The sequence below is a fragment of the Paenisporosarcina sp. genome, from assembly GCF_049671445.1.
GTDB lineage: Bacteria > Bacillota > Bacilli > Bacillales_A > Planococcaceae > Paenisporosarcina.
On sequence record NZ_JBATUX010000116.1, the window covers coordinates 1 to 16,741 of the forward strand.

Below are 16,741 nucleotides of genomic sequence, written 5' to 3' on the forward strand. Positions count from 1 at the left end.
CATTCGTATCTTATCAATAAGCAATTGATAGTTGGGTACTACTGACTTCATGGATTGTAGTGGAAGGCGGCGACTCCAGCGGGATCAGCGGGACAGGTGAGACCCCGCAGCAGATCGCGAAGCGACCGAGGAGGCTCAACGTCCGCTCCGCGGAACGCGTCCGCCTGAAACGGAAATCAACAATATTTATGAATCAATCTTTTATCCAAAACACCTGAAACACTGGATTTATGGAACTATATTATATACTTTCTTTAAAAAAAACGCCGAACAAATGTCGGCGTTTCACAAACGATTTTACTCTTGTGTCATTTTTTCGTATTGCTCAGCCGTCATTAATGAGTCGATCTCAGTAACATCCGTTGGTTCGATAACGACCATCCATGCATTTTCGTATGGAGATTCATTAACAAATTCAGGGCTATCTTCTAAGTCACTGTTCACTTCAACTACTTTTCCACTGATTGGTGCATAAAGCTCAGAAACCGTTTTAACAGATTCAACACTGCCAAATGGTTCGTTTGTTTTAATATCGTCGCCTACTTGTGGAAGTTCAACAAATACAATATCACCAAGCTCAGATTGTGCGAAGTGCGTGATACCGATACGTGCTTTCCCATCTTCAACTTTAACCCATTCGTGTTCTTCAGAGTATCGTAAATCTTTTGGTGTGCTCATTAATAACCCTCCAAATATGTAATATATTCAACTTCAGTTTGACATAATTTTTGCCTAAAGACAAGAACAGAAAATTAGCGTTTCCAATTCTCAATAAAATCAGATTCTTTAAAACCCAATGTAACTTTTGAGCCATCTGTAACAAGAGGTCGCTTGATTAACATTCCGTCTGAAGATAGCAATTCAAATTGCTCATCATCTGACATGGTTGGAAGTCTATCTTTCAACCCAAGCTCACGGTATTTCATGCCACTTGTGTTATAAAATTTCTTGAGTGGTAGACCACTTGTCTCCACAATTTTTTTCAATTCTTCTATTGTAGGTGGTGTTTCCACAATATGTACATCATGATACGATAATCCTTCTGCATCTAACCAAGCTTTGGCTTTGAGGCATGATCCACATTTAGGATATCCGTAATAGGTTATTGCCATTCTTCATCAACCTCCTCGATTTCATTCATTTTACCAAAAAAAATCCCAAACGCCTCATGAGAAGCGTTTGGGATTTCAATTAAACGATATACTTCTCAGCATCAATTAACTTGACAGACGCTTCACGTTTTTTCGCGATAACGTTGTAAGGGGTAGAACGTGTTAATTTACGAAGTGCAGAAAGCATCATGCGTAAGTTGTCACCTTCAACCGCTGCAATTAATGTTTCTTTCGCATCTTTTTCTATACATTCAAATGCTTCTTGGCAGAAGATTTGTGTGTATAAAAGTTTTTGGTTCGCTTTCTCAGCTCCCACTTTTTGAATCGCTTTTTCTGTACGAAGAACTGCTGATTCCATTGCGAATAAGTTATTGACGATGTCCGCAATATTGACTAGCACTTCTTGTTCAGATTCAAGCTTTGTACCATAACGTTGTGCAGCTAAACCTGCTGCTAATAATGCGATTTTCTTAGCATTTTGAACAAGCTTTTTTTCTTGCGCTAAAGGAGCATCTTCAATCTCTTCAGGCATCATCATTAACAACTCTTCTTGAAGAGCCTGAGCCTTTTGTAAGATTGGAAGTTCACCTTTCATTGCTTTGCGTAAGAATGTGCCCGGTACTAGTAGACGGTTAATTTCATTTGTTCCTTCGAAAATACGGTTGATACGTGAGTCCCGGTAAATGCGCTCTACTTCATACTCTTGCATAAAGCCGTAACCACCATGTAATTGAACTGCTTCATCTGCAATATAATCCAATACTTCTGTACCGAAAACTTTGTTGATTGAACATTCAATTGCATATTCTGCAATCGATGCTGCAATTGCTTTACCGTCTTTTTGCTCGTCGGCACTCAATTGACTCATGCGATCCTCAAAGTATCCTACTGTGCGATAAATTAAACTCTCAGAAGCATAGAGTCTAGAAGCCATTGTTGCTAATTTTTCTTTTGTTAAATTGAAAGAAGAAATTGGCGTTTTAAATTGTTGACGTTGATTTGTATAAGCTACAGCTAATTCAAAGGCACGTTTAGAAGCACCGACTGTACCTACCCCTAATTTGTAACGACCAATGTTTAAGATGTTAAATGCGATTACATGACCACGACCAACTTCACCAAGTAAGTTGTCAGCAGGTACTTGAGCGTCTTGAAGAATTAATGTACGAGTTGAAGAAGATTTAATCCCCATCTTTTTCTCTTCAGCACCTACAGAAACACCTGAATATTCACGTTCAACGATGAACGCAGAGAATTTGTCTCCGTCAATTTTTGCATACACAACGAAAACGTCAGCAAAGCCAGCGTTGGTAATCCATTGTTTTTCACCATTTAAAACAAAATGTGTACCTTCTGCATTCAGTTTAGCTGTTGTTTTAGCTCCTAATGCATCTGAACCCGAACCTGGTTCTGTCAATGCGTATGCAGCAATTAATTCACCCGTTGCAAGCTTCGGTAAATATTTTTGCTTTTGATCTTCATTTCCGAAAAGAACGATTGGCAATGATCCAATCCCTACGTGTGCGCCATGAGTAATGGAGAATCCACCTGCGCGAGACATTTTTTCAGCAATTAGAGCTGAAGAAACTTTATCTAGTGCAAGACCACCATATTCTTCTGGAACGTCTGCACCAAGTAAACCAATGTCCCCTGCAGATTTTAATAGTTTTACGGAATGTTCAAATTCATGATTTTCCAGTTTTTCAATAACCGGTACTACTTCTTGTGCTACGAAGTCTTCCGTTGTTTTCGCAATCATTTTATGTTCATCTGTAAAATCTTCGGGTGTAAAAACGCGATCTAACGCTACGTCTTCAACTAAGAAACTTCCACCTTTAATCATGTTAGCGATTGTGTTTGTCATGTTTATTTTCCTCCTGTTTTTTAAATCTATTTGTAGAACTTTTTGTTTTACTTTTTGATTGGCCCTAGTAGTCTATACTTTTGATTTCCGTTACAACGCCCTTTCATGTTTCGAAGCTAGCATAGCGTTGCAGCTCACTTTCATGTTTCGAAGCTAGCAAAGCGATGCAGAAACAGAAACAGGTGGACGCTTTCCGCGGGCGGTCCGTGAGCCTCCTCGTCGCAAACTCCTGCGGGGTCTCACCTGGACACGCTTTTCCCGCTGGAGTCGCCGCCTTTCACTACAATCACTAAAACGAACAGTAATAGATAACATAGCTAGCTTGATATGAAGTGATATGGAGCAAAACAGCGAAGACTCCTGAGGGATTAGCGAGACAGTCGAGACCCCGCAGAAGCGAAGCGACGAGGAGTCTTGGCGCTCGCCCTAGGAAAGCGTAGCTGTTTTGCGGAATATCAAAATCTGTATTTACCATAGCTTTTTATTAAAGTATTTCAAATACGCCGGCTGCACCCATACCTCCACCAATACACATCGTGACGACACCGAATTGCTTACCTTGACGTTTTAATTCATGAATCATTTTTAACGTTAATATTGAACCGGTTGCACCAAGTGGATGTCCAAGTGCAATTGCACCACCATTAACATTTACTTTGTTAATATCAATTCCTAAATGGCGAACTACTTGAATTGATTGAGAAGCAAATGCTTCATTTAATTCCCATACATCAATGTCTTCAATAGAAAGACCGGCAATTTTCAACGCTTTAGGAATTGCAACAATCGGTCCGATTCCCATAATTTCTGGAGGCACTCCGCCTACTGCAAATGACAAGAATTTCGCCATTGGTTTCAAGCCTTGAGCGGTTGCAACTTCACGATCCATGACAAGAACAGCGCCTGCACCATCAGATGTTTGAGATGCATTTCCTGCTGTAACGGTACCGCGTGCGTTAAATGCTGGACGAAGTTTTGCGAGTGTCTCTATATTCGTGCCAACACGAACACCTTCATCCATTTCAAACATAAATTTCTTTTCTTGCAATTTATTATTTTCATCAAGATACCGTTTCACTACTTCTACGGGTACGATCTCATCTTTGTATTTTCCAGATGCAATGGCTGCCGCTGCGAGCTCATGTGAACGCACTGCAAACGCGTCTTGATCTTCACGCGTAATCCCATATTTTAATGCAACTTGTTCGGCTGTATGCCCCATACCCATATAGTATTGTGGAGCCGTCTCAGCTAATGTTGCGTTAGGGCGAATCGTATTTCCCATCATTGGCACCATACTCATAGACTCAACCCCACCTGCAATAATGGCTTGTGAGTGACCGAGCATAATACGTTCTGCAGCATAGGCAATTGATTGAAGTCCTGATGAACAGAATCTGTTGATCGTAATGGCCGGTGTAGTATCTGGTAAGCCAGCAAGTGCTCCAATATTTCGCGCTACATTCATTCCTTGTTCTGCTTCAGGCATCGCGCAACCTAAAATTAAATCATCTATTGGACCATCATATCCACCAGCTCGTTTTAATGTTTCTTTTACAACTAATGCACCAAAATCATCTGGTCTCACTGTTGCAAGGGAGCCTTTTTTCGCTTTCCCTACAGGTGTTCTAGCACCTGCTACTATTACTGCTTCGCGCATAAGTTCTCCTCCTCTTTACCACTTCAAACATTAGTTACGAAGCGGCTTTCCTTTCACCAACATGTTTTGCATTCTGGCTTGAGATTTTGGTTCAGCAACTAAACTTAAAAATGCTTCACGCTCTAAATCGAGCAAATATTGTTCGTCAACTAACGTGCCATATGGGACTTTTCCGCCCGATAATACAATTGCTAATTTCTTTGCGATTTTCAAATCATGCTCGCTGATGAATCCAGATAAAAACATACCTTCTGCACCAAGTAATAGAGTTGCATAACCTGATTCACCTGTTACTGGTACTTTTTCACGAAGTGGCGCTTTGTAGTTATTTTCGTATAAACTCAGCGCTGCTTGTTTCGCATCATATAGTAAGTGATCAGCATTTACACTTATACCATCAACAAAATTCAGGAAGTTATTTTCGCGTGCTTCTTCTCCTGAAGTCGATACTTTAGCCATTGCAATTGTTTCAAAAACTTTATTTGCTACATATTGATAATCTATGTGTACGCCGTTAGGCAATCCTTTTAAATGTTTCATGTACAACTCTTTATTCCCACCACCACCAGGAATAAGGCCAACTCCAGCTTCTACTAATCCCATATATGTTTCATGAGACGCTTGAATATGAGCAGCAGGTAAGCAAACTTCCGCTCCTCCACCTAGTGTCATTCCGAAAGGTGCTGCAACAACTGGTTTTGAACTGTATTTAATTTTCAACATCGCATTTTGGAATGAACGAACAACAAAATCAAGTTCAAAAATATTATCATCTTGTGCTTCCATTAAGATCATGCCAAGGTTGGCACCAACACAGAAGTTTTTGCCTTGATTGCCAATGACAAGGCCTTTAAAATTCTTCTCAACTTCATCAACTGCGAAGTTAATCATTTGAATAATATCGAGTCCAATGGCATTTGATTGTGAATGGAATTCCAGTAATGCAATACCATCCCCTAAGTCGATTAAACTCGCGCCAGAATTTTTCTTGATAACACCATGCTTTTTCTTGTAACGTTTTAAATCAATGACTTTTTCATTCATTGGAACCAATGAATATCCTTCACCGTTGAAGAAATACAAATCTCCATTGTCTTCTTTATAGAAGGAATCAAATCCTTGGTCGAGTAGACTTTGTGCGAAAGTTGGAATTTCCATGCCTTGCGCAGCCATTTTTTCTATTGATTCTTTCACGCCAATAGCATCCCATATTTCAAATGGACCCTGCTCCCAACCAAATCCCCACTTCATTGCATTGTCGATTGCCACAATGTCGTCAGCTATTTGACCATGTAATTTTGCAGAGTACGTAAGTGTCGGTGCTAAAATACTCCAAAGTAACTCTCCAGTACGATCATTTGCATATGTTAACGTTTTCACTTTTGCAGCAAGTCCTTTTTGTTGTTTTGCCATTTCCAGTGAAGGCGTTTTCAATTTTTTCACAGGCAAGTATTCCATCGTTTCAGGATCTAACTCTAGAATTTCTTTCCCTTTTTTAACGAAGAACCCTTGCCCAGACTTAGCCCCTAACCAACCATTTTCAAGCATTTTCGTAATCATCGCTGGTAATTCAAACACTTTTTGTTCATCACCAGTTGTTTGATCAAATACATTTTTTGCTACATGTCCGAATGTATCAAGCCCTACGACATCTAGTGTACGGAATGTTGCAGATTTAGGACGTCCAATGGCAGGTCCTGTGACCGAATCTACTTCTCCAACAGAATATCCTCTAGCCAACATTTCACGAAGTGTGACTAGGAGGCCATAAGTACCTATACGGTTCGCAATAAAGTTTGGAGTATCTTTCGCTATTACAACACCTTTTCCAAGTCTGTCTTCTCCGAATTCTTTCATAAATTCAATTACTTCTGTCGATGTTGATGTTGATGGAATCACTTCAAGCAATTTTAAATATCGTGGTGGATTGAAGAAATGTGTACCAAGGAAGTGTTTTTGGAAATCTTCCGAGCGACCTTCAGCCATTGCATTAATGCTTATACCTGATGTGTTAGAACTAATGATAGTTCCCGGTTTGCGAACAGCGTCAATTTTCTCGTAAAGACCTTTTTTAATGTCGAGGTTCTCAACAATCACTTCAATAATCCAATCGACATCTTTTAATTTATTTAAGTCGTCTTCAAAATTTCCAGCTGTCAATAAGGCTAGATTTTTCTTTGACGCTAATGGTGCAGGCTTTTGCTTAAGTAGTTTGTCTAAAGATCCTTGGGCAATTTGGTTACGAGCTTTTGGGTTTGCTTTGTCCTCATCCGATAAATTACGAGGTACCATATCAAGCAATAATGTAGGAATTCCGATATTCGCTAAGTGAGCTGCAATACCTGAACCCATCACACCAGAACCTAAAACTGCAGCTTTTTTAATTTGATAAGTCACGTGCAAAGCCTCCTTTATTTTTTGAATGAATACTCATTCATTTTTTAATCAAAAAAAATAGAAACAACCTCTATACCTCTTAGTCTATTTCATTTTCACTATTTTCGCAATATTTAAATGATGAATTATAAATGATTTTTTTTGAGGAAATTGTTTTTCTATGAGACACTAAATCATCTTCCCGTCAAAGGCATTATATGATTACTTTATAGATATGTGAAGTTTTTATCCAGTATTCTAAGTTGATTCAGACATTGACTACTATATTCACCGCACTTTCATAATATGTCATTGTTTATATAGAAAGAAATAAATTTCCTCGAAAAATTATGTATATAAAATATCACCTTACTCACACTAAATAAAGAAATCCTAAGGAGGAACAGTTAATGAACTTGTTTTCACAACCAAAAGAGCAACAAATGGTTTTTCCAGAACCACCAAAAATGGTTTCAACAAAAGATTTTAGCTATCTCACTGATATGATGTCTTGGAATTTATTAGCGGCAAAAAAAATGAATTGGGCCGCTCAAAATTGCCAGTTGCCTGACTTGAAAAAAGAGTTTGAAGCAGCAGAACAAATGCATAGCAATCATTATGATGAGTTCTTAAAGCTTTTAAAACAAAGTGAAGGAGGAGCTGTGTCGTGAATCAACAAACCGTAAAAAATCCAGAAACACCACATGCTGAAACACCACAATTAAACGATCGCGACATCTTAAATGATGCCCTTGCTACCGAAAAATATTTATGTAGTTCTTATACAACTGCCATGCATGAAGCAAGCCATGACGCATTATATCAAGTGATTTTCACACAGTTAAGAGATACATCTAAACAACAACGAAGTTTTTATGATCTTATGTTCACTCATGGTTGGTATACACTTACTCCTGCAGACACACAAGAAATCCAACAAGCGACACAACAATTCCAAGGCTACAAACAACAACTTCAATAGCAAAACAAATTGCTATCAGTATGAAGTGAAACGGTGTAAACTGTTCCTATAGAACAATAGGAGGAACAGACATGAACTCAATTTCAACTGCTGAACAATTTAATAATATTATTTCTTCAGATAAAGAAGTCATTGTGAAGTTTACTGCAGGATGGTGCCCTGACTGTACACGTATGGATATGTTCATCGACCCAATTATCGAAGAATACAATCAATATTCTTGGTATGAAGTTAATCGCGATGAGCTTCCTGAAATCGCTGAACAATATGATGTTATGGGTATTCCCAGCCTTTTAATTTATCAAAACAATGAAAAAAAAGCACATTTGCATAGTGCAAACGCAAAATCACCTGATCAGATAACTGATTTTCTTAAAAGCCAAAAAGGATAGACCTCGTGTCTATCCTTTTTTGTGAGTTATGAGTTCATGAATTTTTTTGATATACTAAATTAAAATAGTACTTGAGGTGGAAAATGATGAAACAAGAATTAGATGTACAGCAATTAAAAGACAAAATAAAGTATTACGAAAATATTATTAATAATATGTCTGCACCAGTCATTCCTTCCGTGGTTCCTGGCACAATATTGATACCTATTGCCGGATACATGTTTAAAGAACGTTTCGATATGATTCAAACTAAAACGCTACAATATTCAGCGATTCACCGTGATACAGAGCGAGCTATTTTCGACTTTACAGGTGTAGCCGTGGAGGATGTTGCTTCATTTGACTACAATGATTTAGCAACAGAGATTTTCCAATTAAATAGTTCGTTAAAACTGATGGGCATTCGACCAATTTACGTTGGATTTAATCCCCGCTTCGTTCGTGAGATTGTACATGCAGGAATTCATGTAGAAATTGAAACATATGTCAGTTTCCGAGCGGCTCTAAAAAAATTATTACAAGAAAGCAACCAGTCTCTTCACTCTCTTGGGTGAAATTCTGATTGTTTTTTTTTTTGCTAAAATAAAAAATCGGATAATCTTTTACTTTCTTTTTCTTACTAAAGGTACTTCAATCTATTAATAATTTTCCGCATCTTATTACTTGAAAATTAGTTTAATATACTTTACATTTGAATTAGTACTTTTTTGTAATGATTATAAATAAGGAGTGAATATGATGAAAAAGCATTTAACAACCAACCAAGGAGTGCCGATTGGTGATAATCAAAATTCACGCACAGCTGGTGAACGTGGACCAACACTTATGGAGGATTATCAATTAATTGAAAAATTAGCTCACTTTGATCGTGAACGTGTCCCTGAACGTGTAGTCCATGCTCGTGGTGCAGCTGCACATGGTACATTTGTTTTGAAGAATAGTATGAAAAAATATACTCGAGCTGCATTCTTACAATATGAAGGTCAAGAAACGCCATTGTTTGCTCGTTTTTCAACAGTAATTCATGGTCTTCACTCTCCTGAAACAGCTCGTGACCCACGTGGATTCTCTGTGAAGTTCTACACAGAAGAAGGAAACTATGATTTTGTTGGAAATAATTTGCCTGTATTCTTTATCCGAGATGCAATTAAATTCCCAGACGTAATTCATTCATTAAAACCAGATCCACGCACAAATCTTCAAGATGCAGCGCGTCTTTTTGATTTCATGGGATTAACTCCTGAATCGACAAATATGTTAATTCACTTATTTACAGATGAAGGAATTCCACAAGATTACCGTCACCTACGTGGTTCTTCCGTCCATTCTTTCAAATGGATTTCTGCAGAAGGAAAAACTACATATGTGAAATTACGTTGGGTGCCTAAACAAGGCGTGAAAAACTTATCGATCGAAGAAGCAGCTGAACAGCAAGGAAAAGATTTCAGTCATGCGACGCGTGATTTATATGATGCGATCGAAAATGGAGATTACCCTGAATGGGATTTATTTGTTCAAACATTGAAACCTGAAGACATGGATAACTTTGACTTCGATCCGCTTGATGCCACGAAAGATTGGTTAGAGAAAGACTTCCCTTACGAGTTGGTCGGAACAATGACATTAAATCGTAATGTGGATAATTTCTTTGCAGAAACAGAATCAGTAGGTTTCAATCCTGGTGTTCTTGTACCGGGTATCCAGCCTTCTGAAGATAAAATGTTGCAAGGTCGTTTGTTCTCTTATTCAGATACACAACGCTACCGTATTGGTGCAAACTATTTACAATTACCAATCAATGCACCAAAATGTCCGTTCTCGAATAATCAACGCGATGGTGCAATGCCATTTGGTCAACAAATGTCTCGTGTAAATTACGAACCGAATAGTTTCGATTCAGAACCTAAAGAAGCGCCTGAATTCAAAGAATTTGACCAACCAATCTCAGGAGTTGCAGGTAAAAATGCAATTGAAAAAACGAATAACTTCGGTCAAGCTGGTGAAATTTATAGAAGTTATGATGAATCGACAAAACAAGCATTAATTAAAAACCTACTTGATCAATTCTCAGGAATCGAGAATCGTGATATTGTAGGTCGAGTAATTGCCAACCTTCACCGTGCAGATGAATCTTTAGGACATGCTTTAGCTGAAGGTTCAAACGTCGACGTTCATCGTTATTTGTAAGTTTAAGAGAAAAATAGTTACTTTCTTTACTATTTAAATTTGATATTAAAAGAGTTTTTCCGTATGTTAAAACAGACGGAAAAACTCTTTTTTATATGTTGCTATTGCTCTCCCAGTCTTTACTTACTTTCCGAATGAGGTGAAATCATGCGAACACAATTAGACGTTAAAGGACTCTCTCAATATGACAATTCAATAAACTCCAATTATCAAGCCTCTGCATGTGGACCTGTGACGACTTTGAGCATCCTCCGATATTGGATGCCAAACGCTTGCCCATATGATACCAATCAATTATATCGGTTACTAGGAAGTACTAGTATTGGATTATTTACTTGGCGTTTAAAACGTAATTTACGTAAGATTCTTGGACCGACGTGGGAAGTAAATACCTGTTCAATTGACGAGGCAAAATTTGAACTTCTTGAAGGACGTCCAGTTGCATGTAAATTTGATCGCTATTTTACTTTTCGCTGGTTTGGCACGTATGAATTTGCCTATCACTGGGTTCCACTCATCGGGTTTGAAGAAAATAAAAACGGCTTAACGCTTATTCTCCATGATAATGGTGGAAGAAATCGCGAAAGCCGCATTCGATATGTTTCATATGAAAAGAATCAAGACATCTTGACGTTTGTTAAAATCGTCCCACATGCCAATGATTAGTTTTCCTTGTGCAACTTATTATTAGATGGGATACAAAGACCGTGCGTACCTACTTGTAATACCAAAGCCGGCTTGATCAAGTTGAAGCATCAGTTCATTACTGTATGATGGTATGAGTAACTCATCCAGTTCAATTGGCAAATCCATTTCACAATGAATCTTCGCTAGTTTTTTAGATAAACGTAACATATCGAGATTTTCATTAATTTTCTTTTGTTGTCCTGGTTTCAATTCATGTAATGAATCGATAACTCCTTCTACTGATCCATAAGTTTGTATCAACTGAAGGGCACTTTTCGGACCAATCCCTTTTACTCCAGGGTACCCGTCACCTGAGTCACCCATGAACGCTTTAACATCTGCAAACACAGACGGTTCAATTTGATACTCTTCCAAAAATCGCTCATAAGTAAATTCATCATAAATGGTGTACCCTTTTTTAGTAAAAGCGATTTTAGTTGTTGGAGTTAGTAATTGCAATAAATCTTTATCTCCACTTACGATTGTAATATTGGCTTCGTCTTGCCATTTGCAAGCCATTGAACCGATTAAATCATCCGCTTCCATTCCTACTTCCCCAAAGTTCTGCCACCCAAGCATTTTAGATATATCCTTTGCCATATCAAATTGTGGAATCATTTCTTCAGGAGGTGCTGGTCGATTAGATTTGTATCCATCAAACAAATCATTTCGAAATGTATGCATCCCCATATCCCAACAAATCGCCATATGAGTTGGTTTCATCATTTGCTTTGCTGATAAAACGTGACGTGCAAATCCTTGCACACCGTTTGTCGGAACCCCATGTTCGTTACGAAAATACTGATTAAAAACAGATGTTGCAAAAAACGATCGAAATAGTAAAGCCATGCCATCGACTAATAAAATATGTGGTTTTTCTACGGATTGCATATTATCTCCTCTTTTCTTTCAACTATTTTGCTATTTCCCCCTAGAATATCTTCATATAATCTTCTCTATTAGTATAGCAAATTTAGCTATAGAATTTCGAAAAACATTGATTTACAAAGGCTTGATGCGTGTTGATTCTGGGTAAAGTAAGAGTAGATAAAATAGAATGGGGATAAACTAATGGATATACATAATGGTTCATTATATTGGCCAACCACTTACCCTGAACAAGGGCCTAGAAATGTCCCTGAGCGCTTAGATACTTATGATGTGATCATTGTTGGTGGAGGCATGTCAGGTTCTTTATCTGCTCTTGCTTTAGTAGAAGCTGGACTTAGCGTCGCAATACTCGATAAACGTCAGATGGCAACAGGAAGTACAATGGCAAACACTGGACTTCTTCAATATTCAAATGACATCATGCTACATGAATTGATTGATCAAATTGGAGAACGTGATGCTGTACGTTTTTATAAACTTTGCTTTGAATCTGTAAAGAATTTAGAGAAATTGGCGAAAAGACTTCCTATATCACCCAACTACATTGTACGTCCAAGTATTTGTTATGCTAGCACTGAGGAAGATGTTGAAAAAATAAAAGTTGAATATGAAACACTTAAAAAATATGACTTTCCTTGTGCATATTGGGGACAAGAAGAAATTTCAGACAATATGCCTTTTAGTAAAGCAGCTGCTCTCGTAACGTATGAGGATGCCGTAGTGAATCCATACAAATTTGTTCATGGTGTTTTGGATTTAGTTGAAGAAAAAGGTGGTCATTTATTTGAGTTTGTGGAAGTAAATGATGTCATTACTGAAGAAGAATCTGTGTCCATTCGAACATCTGCTGGTGAATTTACAGCCAAAAACATTGTCTATACGAGTGGATATGAAACAGTTCCAGTTGGTAAACGAATTGGTTCTGATATCAATCGATCGTTTGCCATTGTGACAAAACCAATCAGCAACTTTAATGACTGGTATAAGCAATCTATGATTTGGGAAACAAAGCGTCCCTATTTGTATATACGAACAACTCCAGAAGGTCGCATTATTGCCGGTGGACTGGATGAAAATATAAAACATGCCCCACAGTCACTAGCATATATTGAAGATCGTGCAGAAAAATTAAGTAAGCAATTACAGGAGCTATTCCCTAATTATCAAATCGAATATGACTACTCATATGGTGCGACTTTCGGAGAATCTATTGATAACTTACCTTTTATCGGCCAACATCCAACCAAAGATAGGCATTACTATTTACTCGGATATGGTGGCAATGGGACAGTATATAGCATGTTGGGGTCACACATTTTACGTGATTTAATTTTGTGTGGCGATCACCCTGATGGTGACCTTGTTACATTGGATCGAAAATATGGAGTAAAATAGTCTCCACTTGTTAAGTCAGCTATCATCGGATCAACTATCTACTAAAGAAAACCACTGCTAGAAGCAGTGGTTTTCTCGTTTATAATAACTCTTGAATGGTTTTTGCTAATGCATCCCGTGTTCTTGGTAAGTTATTTTTAATATCTTCGTTGCTCCAAGGTTCTTCTGAATAAAAACTAGCGAATGATTGATTTTCATATCTTGGTACCACGTGCATATGGTAATGCGATAAATCGTCCATTTTTCCGCCGTTTTGGCAAATCGTAATACCGTCGGGATTAAATAACTTTTTAATAGCCATTGAAAGTAATTGAGAAGCCTTCATTACAGCAATAGCTGTTTCTGAATCAAACTCGTCTACATAACAAAAATGCTTCTTAGGTAAAATTAATGTATGTCCTTCGTTAAAAGGATCATGGTCTAAAAAACAACAAACAAGATCATTTTCATAAACCACATGGACTAATACCTCTTTATTTACCAATGCACACCCTAAACATTCCGAACGCTCATGTGTATTATCTTTTTCCACACAACTCACCTCTTTAACAATTTCTTACAATAATAGTATCATATCTTTTCATCTCATAAGTCCCTTTTGAATGACGCTGAACATTTTCTTGATAATAAAATAGCACTTCAATTCATTGATAATCTCTGTAGCAGAGAACCAAGAATTGAAGTGCCTTTATTTTTTGTTTGACGTGGTAATTTTTGTACTTCTATTGTGTTTATTAGATAGCTACAGTTACTTTCTTTGAATAACTGGCAATGCCTGTTTCATTTTTCATATGAGTACTAATACGTTCAATATCAGTGCTAAAAATCCGATCCTCTACCATTGACGGGATAAATGAACGGAATTCATTCCATTTATCTTGTAGAGATGGAGACATTTTGTCTTTCCCACGATATTCAGTTCCTTGAAGAGCGCAAAAAGTTTCTATTGCCAACACACGTCGGGCATTTTGAATCATCATGCCAGCGTGACGAGCGCCGATTGTTCCCATACTAACATGATCTTCTTGATTGGCTGACGATGGAATTGAATCCACAGATGCTGGATGTGCTAACGTCTTATTCTCTGAAACTAAACTAGCAGCTGCATACTGCAAAATCATGGCCCCTGATTGAAGTCCCGGTTGTGGACTAAGGAATGGTGGCAATCCTTCGTTTAATTGAGGATTTACCAATCGTTCGATTCGTCGCTCTGATACATTCGCAAGCTCTGCTACTGCTAATTTTAGAAAGTCCATTGCAAAAGCAATTGGCTGTCCATGGAAGTTACCACCAGAAATAATGACTTCTCCATCTTCAAAAATGAGTGGATTATCTGTCGCTGCATTCATTTCAATTTCAAGCTTCTCTTTCACGTACCCAAGGACTTGCCAGCTCGCACCATGTATTTGTGGAATGCATCTTAGTGAATATGCATCTTGTACACGTTTCTCCCCTTGTGTTGTCACGAGTTTACTGCCTTCTAACCACTCAAGCATCCTCCGAGCTACATCCACTTGTTCTACATAGCCACGTGCTTGATGAACAGCGGGATGAAAAGCATCTGTAATGCCATGTAGTGCTTCCATCGTCATTGCTGCAATCCATTCACTTTGATATGCTAGTGTCTCCGCTTCCAACCAGTTCACTACACCTTGAGCTGTCATTGCTTGAGTTCCATTAATAAGAGCTAATCCTTCTTTTGCTTCTAACACAACTGGATCCATACCACGAGCTGCCCACACATCTGAAGCGGCAACATGTTGACCATTGTTCCATACAAATCCTTCGCCAACTAATACAAGCGCTAAATGTGACAAAGGAGCCAGATCCCCAGAAGCCCCAAGAGATCCTTGAGAAGGGATTACTGGATGTATCTGATGGTTGACCATATATGCTAACCGTTCTAATACCTCAACTCGAATTCCTGAAAACCCTTTCAATAATGCATTCAATCTTAGAACGACCATCGCACGAGACACACGTTCTTCAAAAGGCTCGCCAATACCACATGCGTGTGAGCGAATTAAATGAAGCTGTAATGCTCGAACATCTGCCTCATTAATACTGACATCGCTGAATTTACCAAATCCCGTATTAATCCCGTAGACGGTTTTACCTTCTCTTACGATTCTTTCGACAGCTTCACGGCTTTTTTGAACACGAACTAAGGCACTTTTATCTAAATCTATTTTTTCTTGTTGAAATAAAATGGATCGCATTTCTTCTAAATGTAAGTTCCCACCTGTTAATAAAACCATATTAAACACCCCTCTGTTTCGAGTATAAATGCGACATATTATAAGTTCAATTGTTATTTTCCAAATTCTAACAAGATACAGTGGTAGTGTATCACCGTGTCAAAGTGTTAAAATAGAAAATATTCACAATTTTTTAAAGGGGAGATTCTTATGAATTGGCAATCTATGTTTCATTATCATCAGTGGGCAACTCAAAAACTACTCAATCACGTTGAATCAAAGGACGAAGCAATTTTTCACCAAGTGGCAAAGAATTCATTTAAAACAATTAGCGAAACCTACTCACACGTCCTAAGTGTGGACTATCTATGGTTCAAAAGATTAACTGGTATTGAAAAGCCTGAATGGAAAGAATTTGACGGTAGTACGGTGACAGTCACTAAAGAAGGTTTTGCAAATTTACATAATGAGATGGAACAATTTTTTGGAACACTGACAAATGAACAGTGGAAAGACACTTTGCACTTTACGAATTTGAAAGGCGATCCGTTTTCGAATACAAGGGAAGAAATGTTTTTCACATTTATTAATCATTCTTCCTATCACCGTGGTCAAGTGACCTCTTTCTTAAGACAGTTTGATTTAGATGGAATACCCGTTGATTATATTTATTTCTCAAAAGAAACCCAAAACTAATAGATGGAGGTTTTCCCTTGTCCTTTCCTGTATTAGAGACAAATAGACTTCGATTAATCGAGTTGAATTCAACACATGCTGAGCATCTTTTCAATCAGTTTTCCCGTGAAGATGTAACGCGTTACTATGGTATGGATCCCTTATCGACATTGGAACAAGCAGAAAAAATGATTACTAATATGAATAACGGCTTCACCGAAAAACGCTCAGCTCGTTGGGGTATTCAATTAAGAGAAACAAGCGAAATCGCTGGAACGATCGGCTTGAATAATCTGCAGCTATGGAGTAAAAAATGTGAAGT

At 38.0% G+C, this 16,741-nt stretch carries 17 protein-coding genes; 9 read left to right on the forward strand and 8 right to left on the reverse strand.

Annotation, left to right across the window (positions count from 1 at the left end):
* Positions 1 to 297: 297 nt before the first annotated feature.
* The 5 genes from gcvH to WBG45_RS13885 form a co-directional block, all read right to left on the reverse strand.
* Positions 298 to 678 carry a glycine cleavage system protein GcvH gene (gene gcvH, locus WBG45_RS13865; RefSeq protein WP_424415464.1) on the reverse strand — a complete coding sequence of 127 codons (381 nt, stop codon included), beginning with the start codon at positions 676 to 678 and terminating at the stop codon, positions 298 to 300.
* A 74-nt stretch (positions 679 to 752) separates the two neighbouring features.
* Positions 753 to 1,112 (reverse strand): arsenate reductase family protein, encoded by a 360-nt coding sequence (locus tag WBG45_RS13870; protein WP_424415465.1) that lies wholly within the window; start codon positions 1,110 to 1,112, stop codon positions 753 to 755.
* Positions 1,113 to 1,191: 79 nt separating this feature from the next.
* Positions 1,192 to 2,976, reverse strand: a complete 1,785-nt coding sequence (locus WBG45_RS13875) for an acyl-CoA dehydrogenase family protein (protein WP_424415467.1) — start codon at positions 2,974 to 2,976, stop codon at positions 1,192 to 1,194.
* A 484-nt stretch (positions 2,977 to 3,460) separates the two neighbouring features.
* Positions 3,461 to 4,636: an acetyl-CoA C-acetyltransferase gene (locus tag WBG45_RS13880; protein WP_424415469.1), complete on the reverse strand. Its 1,176-nt coding sequence runs from the start codon at positions 4,634 to 4,636 to the stop codon at positions 3,461 to 3,463.
* A 30-nt stretch (positions 4,637 to 4,666) separates the two neighbouring features.
* Positions 4,667 to 7,033, reverse strand: a complete 2,367-nt coding sequence (locus WBG45_RS13885; RefSeq protein ID WP_424415471.1) for a 3-hydroxyacyl-CoA dehydrogenase/enoyl-CoA hydratase family protein — start codon at positions 7,031 to 7,033, stop codon at positions 4,667 to 4,669.
* Positions 7,034 to 7,422: 389 nt separating this feature from the next.
* On the opposite strand from WBG45_RS13885, the gene WBG45_RS13890 reads away from it, so the two are divergent.
* The 6 genes from WBG45_RS13890 (at position 7,423) to WBG45_RS13915 (ending at position 11,239) form a co-directional block, all read left to right on the forward strand.
* Entirely contained in the window at positions 7,423 to 7,683 is a 261-nt protein-coding gene (locus tag WBG45_RS13890) for a hypothetical protein (RefSeq protein ID WP_424415473.1), read from the forward strand.
* Positions 7,680 to 7,994 (forward strand): spore coat protein, encoded by a 315-nt coding sequence (locus tag WBG45_RS13895; protein ID WP_424415475.1) that lies wholly within the window; start codon positions 7,680 to 7,682, stop codon positions 7,992 to 7,994. Before WBG45_RS13890 ends, WBG45_RS13895 begins: the two co-directional genes overlap by 4 nt.
* Before the next feature lie 71 nt (positions 7,995 to 8,065).
* Positions 8,066 to 8,386, forward strand: coding sequence for a thioredoxin family protein (locus tag WBG45_RS13900; RefSeq protein ID WP_424415477.1), 321 nt, complete (start codon positions 8,066 to 8,068; stop codon positions 8,384 to 8,386).
* Positions 8,387 to 8,472: 86 nt separating this feature from the next.
* Positions 8,473 to 8,940 carry an STAS domain-containing protein gene (locus tag WBG45_RS13905; RefSeq protein WP_424415479.1) on the forward strand — a complete coding sequence of 156 codons (468 nt, stop codon included), beginning with the start codon at positions 8,473 to 8,475 and terminating at the stop codon, positions 8,938 to 8,940.
* 181 nt (positions 8,941 to 9,121) lie between these two features.
* Positions 9,122 to 10,573 carry a catalase gene (locus tag WBG45_RS13910; RefSeq protein ID WP_424415481.1) on the forward strand — a complete coding sequence of 484 codons (1,452 nt, stop codon included), beginning with the start codon at positions 9,122 to 9,124 and terminating at the stop codon, positions 10,571 to 10,573.
* Positions 10,574 to 10,720: 147 nt separating this feature from the next.
* Positions 10,721 to 11,239, forward strand: coding sequence for a C39 family peptidase (locus tag WBG45_RS13915; RefSeq protein ID WP_424415483.1), 519 nt, complete (start codon positions 10,721 to 10,723; stop codon positions 11,237 to 11,239).
* 21 nt (positions 11,240 to 11,260) lie between these two features.
* Here the strand turns inward: WBG45_RS13915 and WBG45_RS13920 are convergent, their stop codons facing one another.
* Positions 11,261 to 12,151, reverse strand: a complete 891-nt coding sequence (locus tag WBG45_RS13920; protein WP_424415485.1) for a 5'-3' exonuclease — start codon at positions 12,149 to 12,151, stop codon at positions 11,261 to 11,263.
* 180 nt (positions 12,152 to 12,331) lie between these two features.
* On the opposite strand from WBG45_RS13920, the gene WBG45_RS13925 reads away from it, so the two are divergent.
* The gene (locus WBG45_RS13925) at positions 12,332 to 13,546 is read left to right on the forward strand and encodes an NAD(P)/FAD-dependent oxidoreductase (protein WP_424415487.1); all 1,215 of its coding nucleotides are present in this window, start codon (positions 12,332 to 12,334) and stop codon (positions 13,544 to 13,546) included.
* Positions 13,547 to 13,625: 79 nt separating this feature from the next.
* On the opposite strand, the gene WBG45_RS13930 is transcribed toward WBG45_RS13925, so the two are convergent.
* Positions 13,626 to 14,078, reverse strand: a complete 453-nt coding sequence (locus tag WBG45_RS13930; protein WP_424415489.1) for an HIT family protein — start codon at positions 14,076 to 14,078, stop codon at positions 13,626 to 13,628.
* A gap of 202 nt (positions 14,079 to 14,280) precedes the next feature.
* Positions 14,281 to 15,804, reverse strand: a complete 1,524-nt coding sequence (gene hutH / locus WBG45_RS13935; RefSeq protein WP_424415491.1) for a histidine ammonia-lyase — start codon at positions 15,802 to 15,804, stop codon at positions 14,281 to 14,283.
* A 150-nt stretch (positions 15,805 to 15,954) separates the two neighbouring features.
* Here hutH and WBG45_RS13940 point away from each other — a divergent pair, with 150 nt between their 5' ends.
* Together WBG45_RS13940 and WBG45_RS13945 are read left to right on the forward strand one after the other, a co-directional pair.
* Positions 15,955 to 16,440 (forward strand): DinB family protein, encoded by a 486-nt coding sequence (locus tag WBG45_RS13940; protein WP_424415492.1) that lies wholly within the window; start codon positions 15,955 to 15,957, stop codon positions 16,438 to 16,440.
* A gap of 17 nt (positions 16,441 to 16,457) precedes the next feature.
* Positions 16,458 to 16,741: GNAT family N-acetyltransferase (locus WBG45_RS13945; RefSeq protein ID WP_424415494.1), on the forward strand; the 284-nt coding region annotated here is incomplete at its 3' end.

What these genes read in the sequence shown, in the direction of transcription:
- WBG45_RS13880 (WP_424415469.1), bottom strand. Translation starts at nt 4,636, where the DNA reads ATGCGCGAAGCAGTAATAGTAGCAGGTGCTAGAACACCTGTAGGGAAA.
- hutH (WP_424415491.1), bottom strand. Translation starts at nt 15,804, where the DNA reads ATGGTTTTATTAACAGGTGGGAACTTACATTTAGAAGAAATGCGATCC.
- gcvH (WP_424415464.1), bottom strand. Translation starts at nt 678, where the DNA reads ATGAGCACACCAAAAGATTTACGATACTCTGAAGAACACGAATGGGTT.
- WBG45_RS13910 (WP_424415481.1), top strand. Translation starts at nt 9,122, where the DNA reads ATGATGAAAAAGCATTTAACAACCAACCAAGGAGTGCCGATTGGTGAT.
- WBG45_RS13900 (WP_424415477.1), top strand. Translation starts at nt 8,066, where the DNA reads ATGAACTCAATTTCAACTGCTGAACAATTTAATAATATTATTTCTTCA.
- WBG45_RS13920 (WP_424415485.1), bottom strand. Translation starts at nt 12,151, where the DNA reads ATGCAATCCGTAGAAAAACCACATATTTTATTAGTCGATGGCATGGCT.
- WBG45_RS13940 (WP_424415492.1), top strand. Translation starts at nt 15,955, where the DNA reads ATGAATTGGCAATCTATGTTTCATTATCATCAGTGGGCAACTCAAAAA.
- WBG45_RS13905 (WP_424415479.1), top strand. Translation starts at nt 8,473, where the DNA reads ATGAAACAAGAATTAGATGTACAGCAATTAAAAGACAAAATAAAGTAT.
- WBG45_RS13870 (WP_424415465.1), bottom strand. Translation starts at nt 1,112, where the DNA reads ATGGCAATAACCTATTACGGATATCCTAAATGTGGATCATGCCTCAAA.
- WBG45_RS13890 (WP_424415473.1), top strand. Translation starts at nt 7,423, where the DNA reads ATGAACTTGTTTTCACAACCAAAAGAGCAACAAATGGTTTTTCCAGAA.
- WBG45_RS13925 (WP_424415487.1), top strand. Translation starts at nt 12,332, where the DNA reads ATGGATATACATAATGGTTCATTATATTGGCCAACCACTTACCCTGAA.
- WBG45_RS13875 (WP_424415467.1), bottom strand. Translation starts at nt 2,976, where the DNA reads ATGACAAACACAATCGCTAACATGATTAAAGGTGGAAGTTTCTTAGTT.
- WBG45_RS13915 (WP_424415483.1), top strand. Translation starts at nt 10,721, where the DNA reads ATGCGAACACAATTAGACGTTAAAGGACTCTCTCAATATGACAATTCA.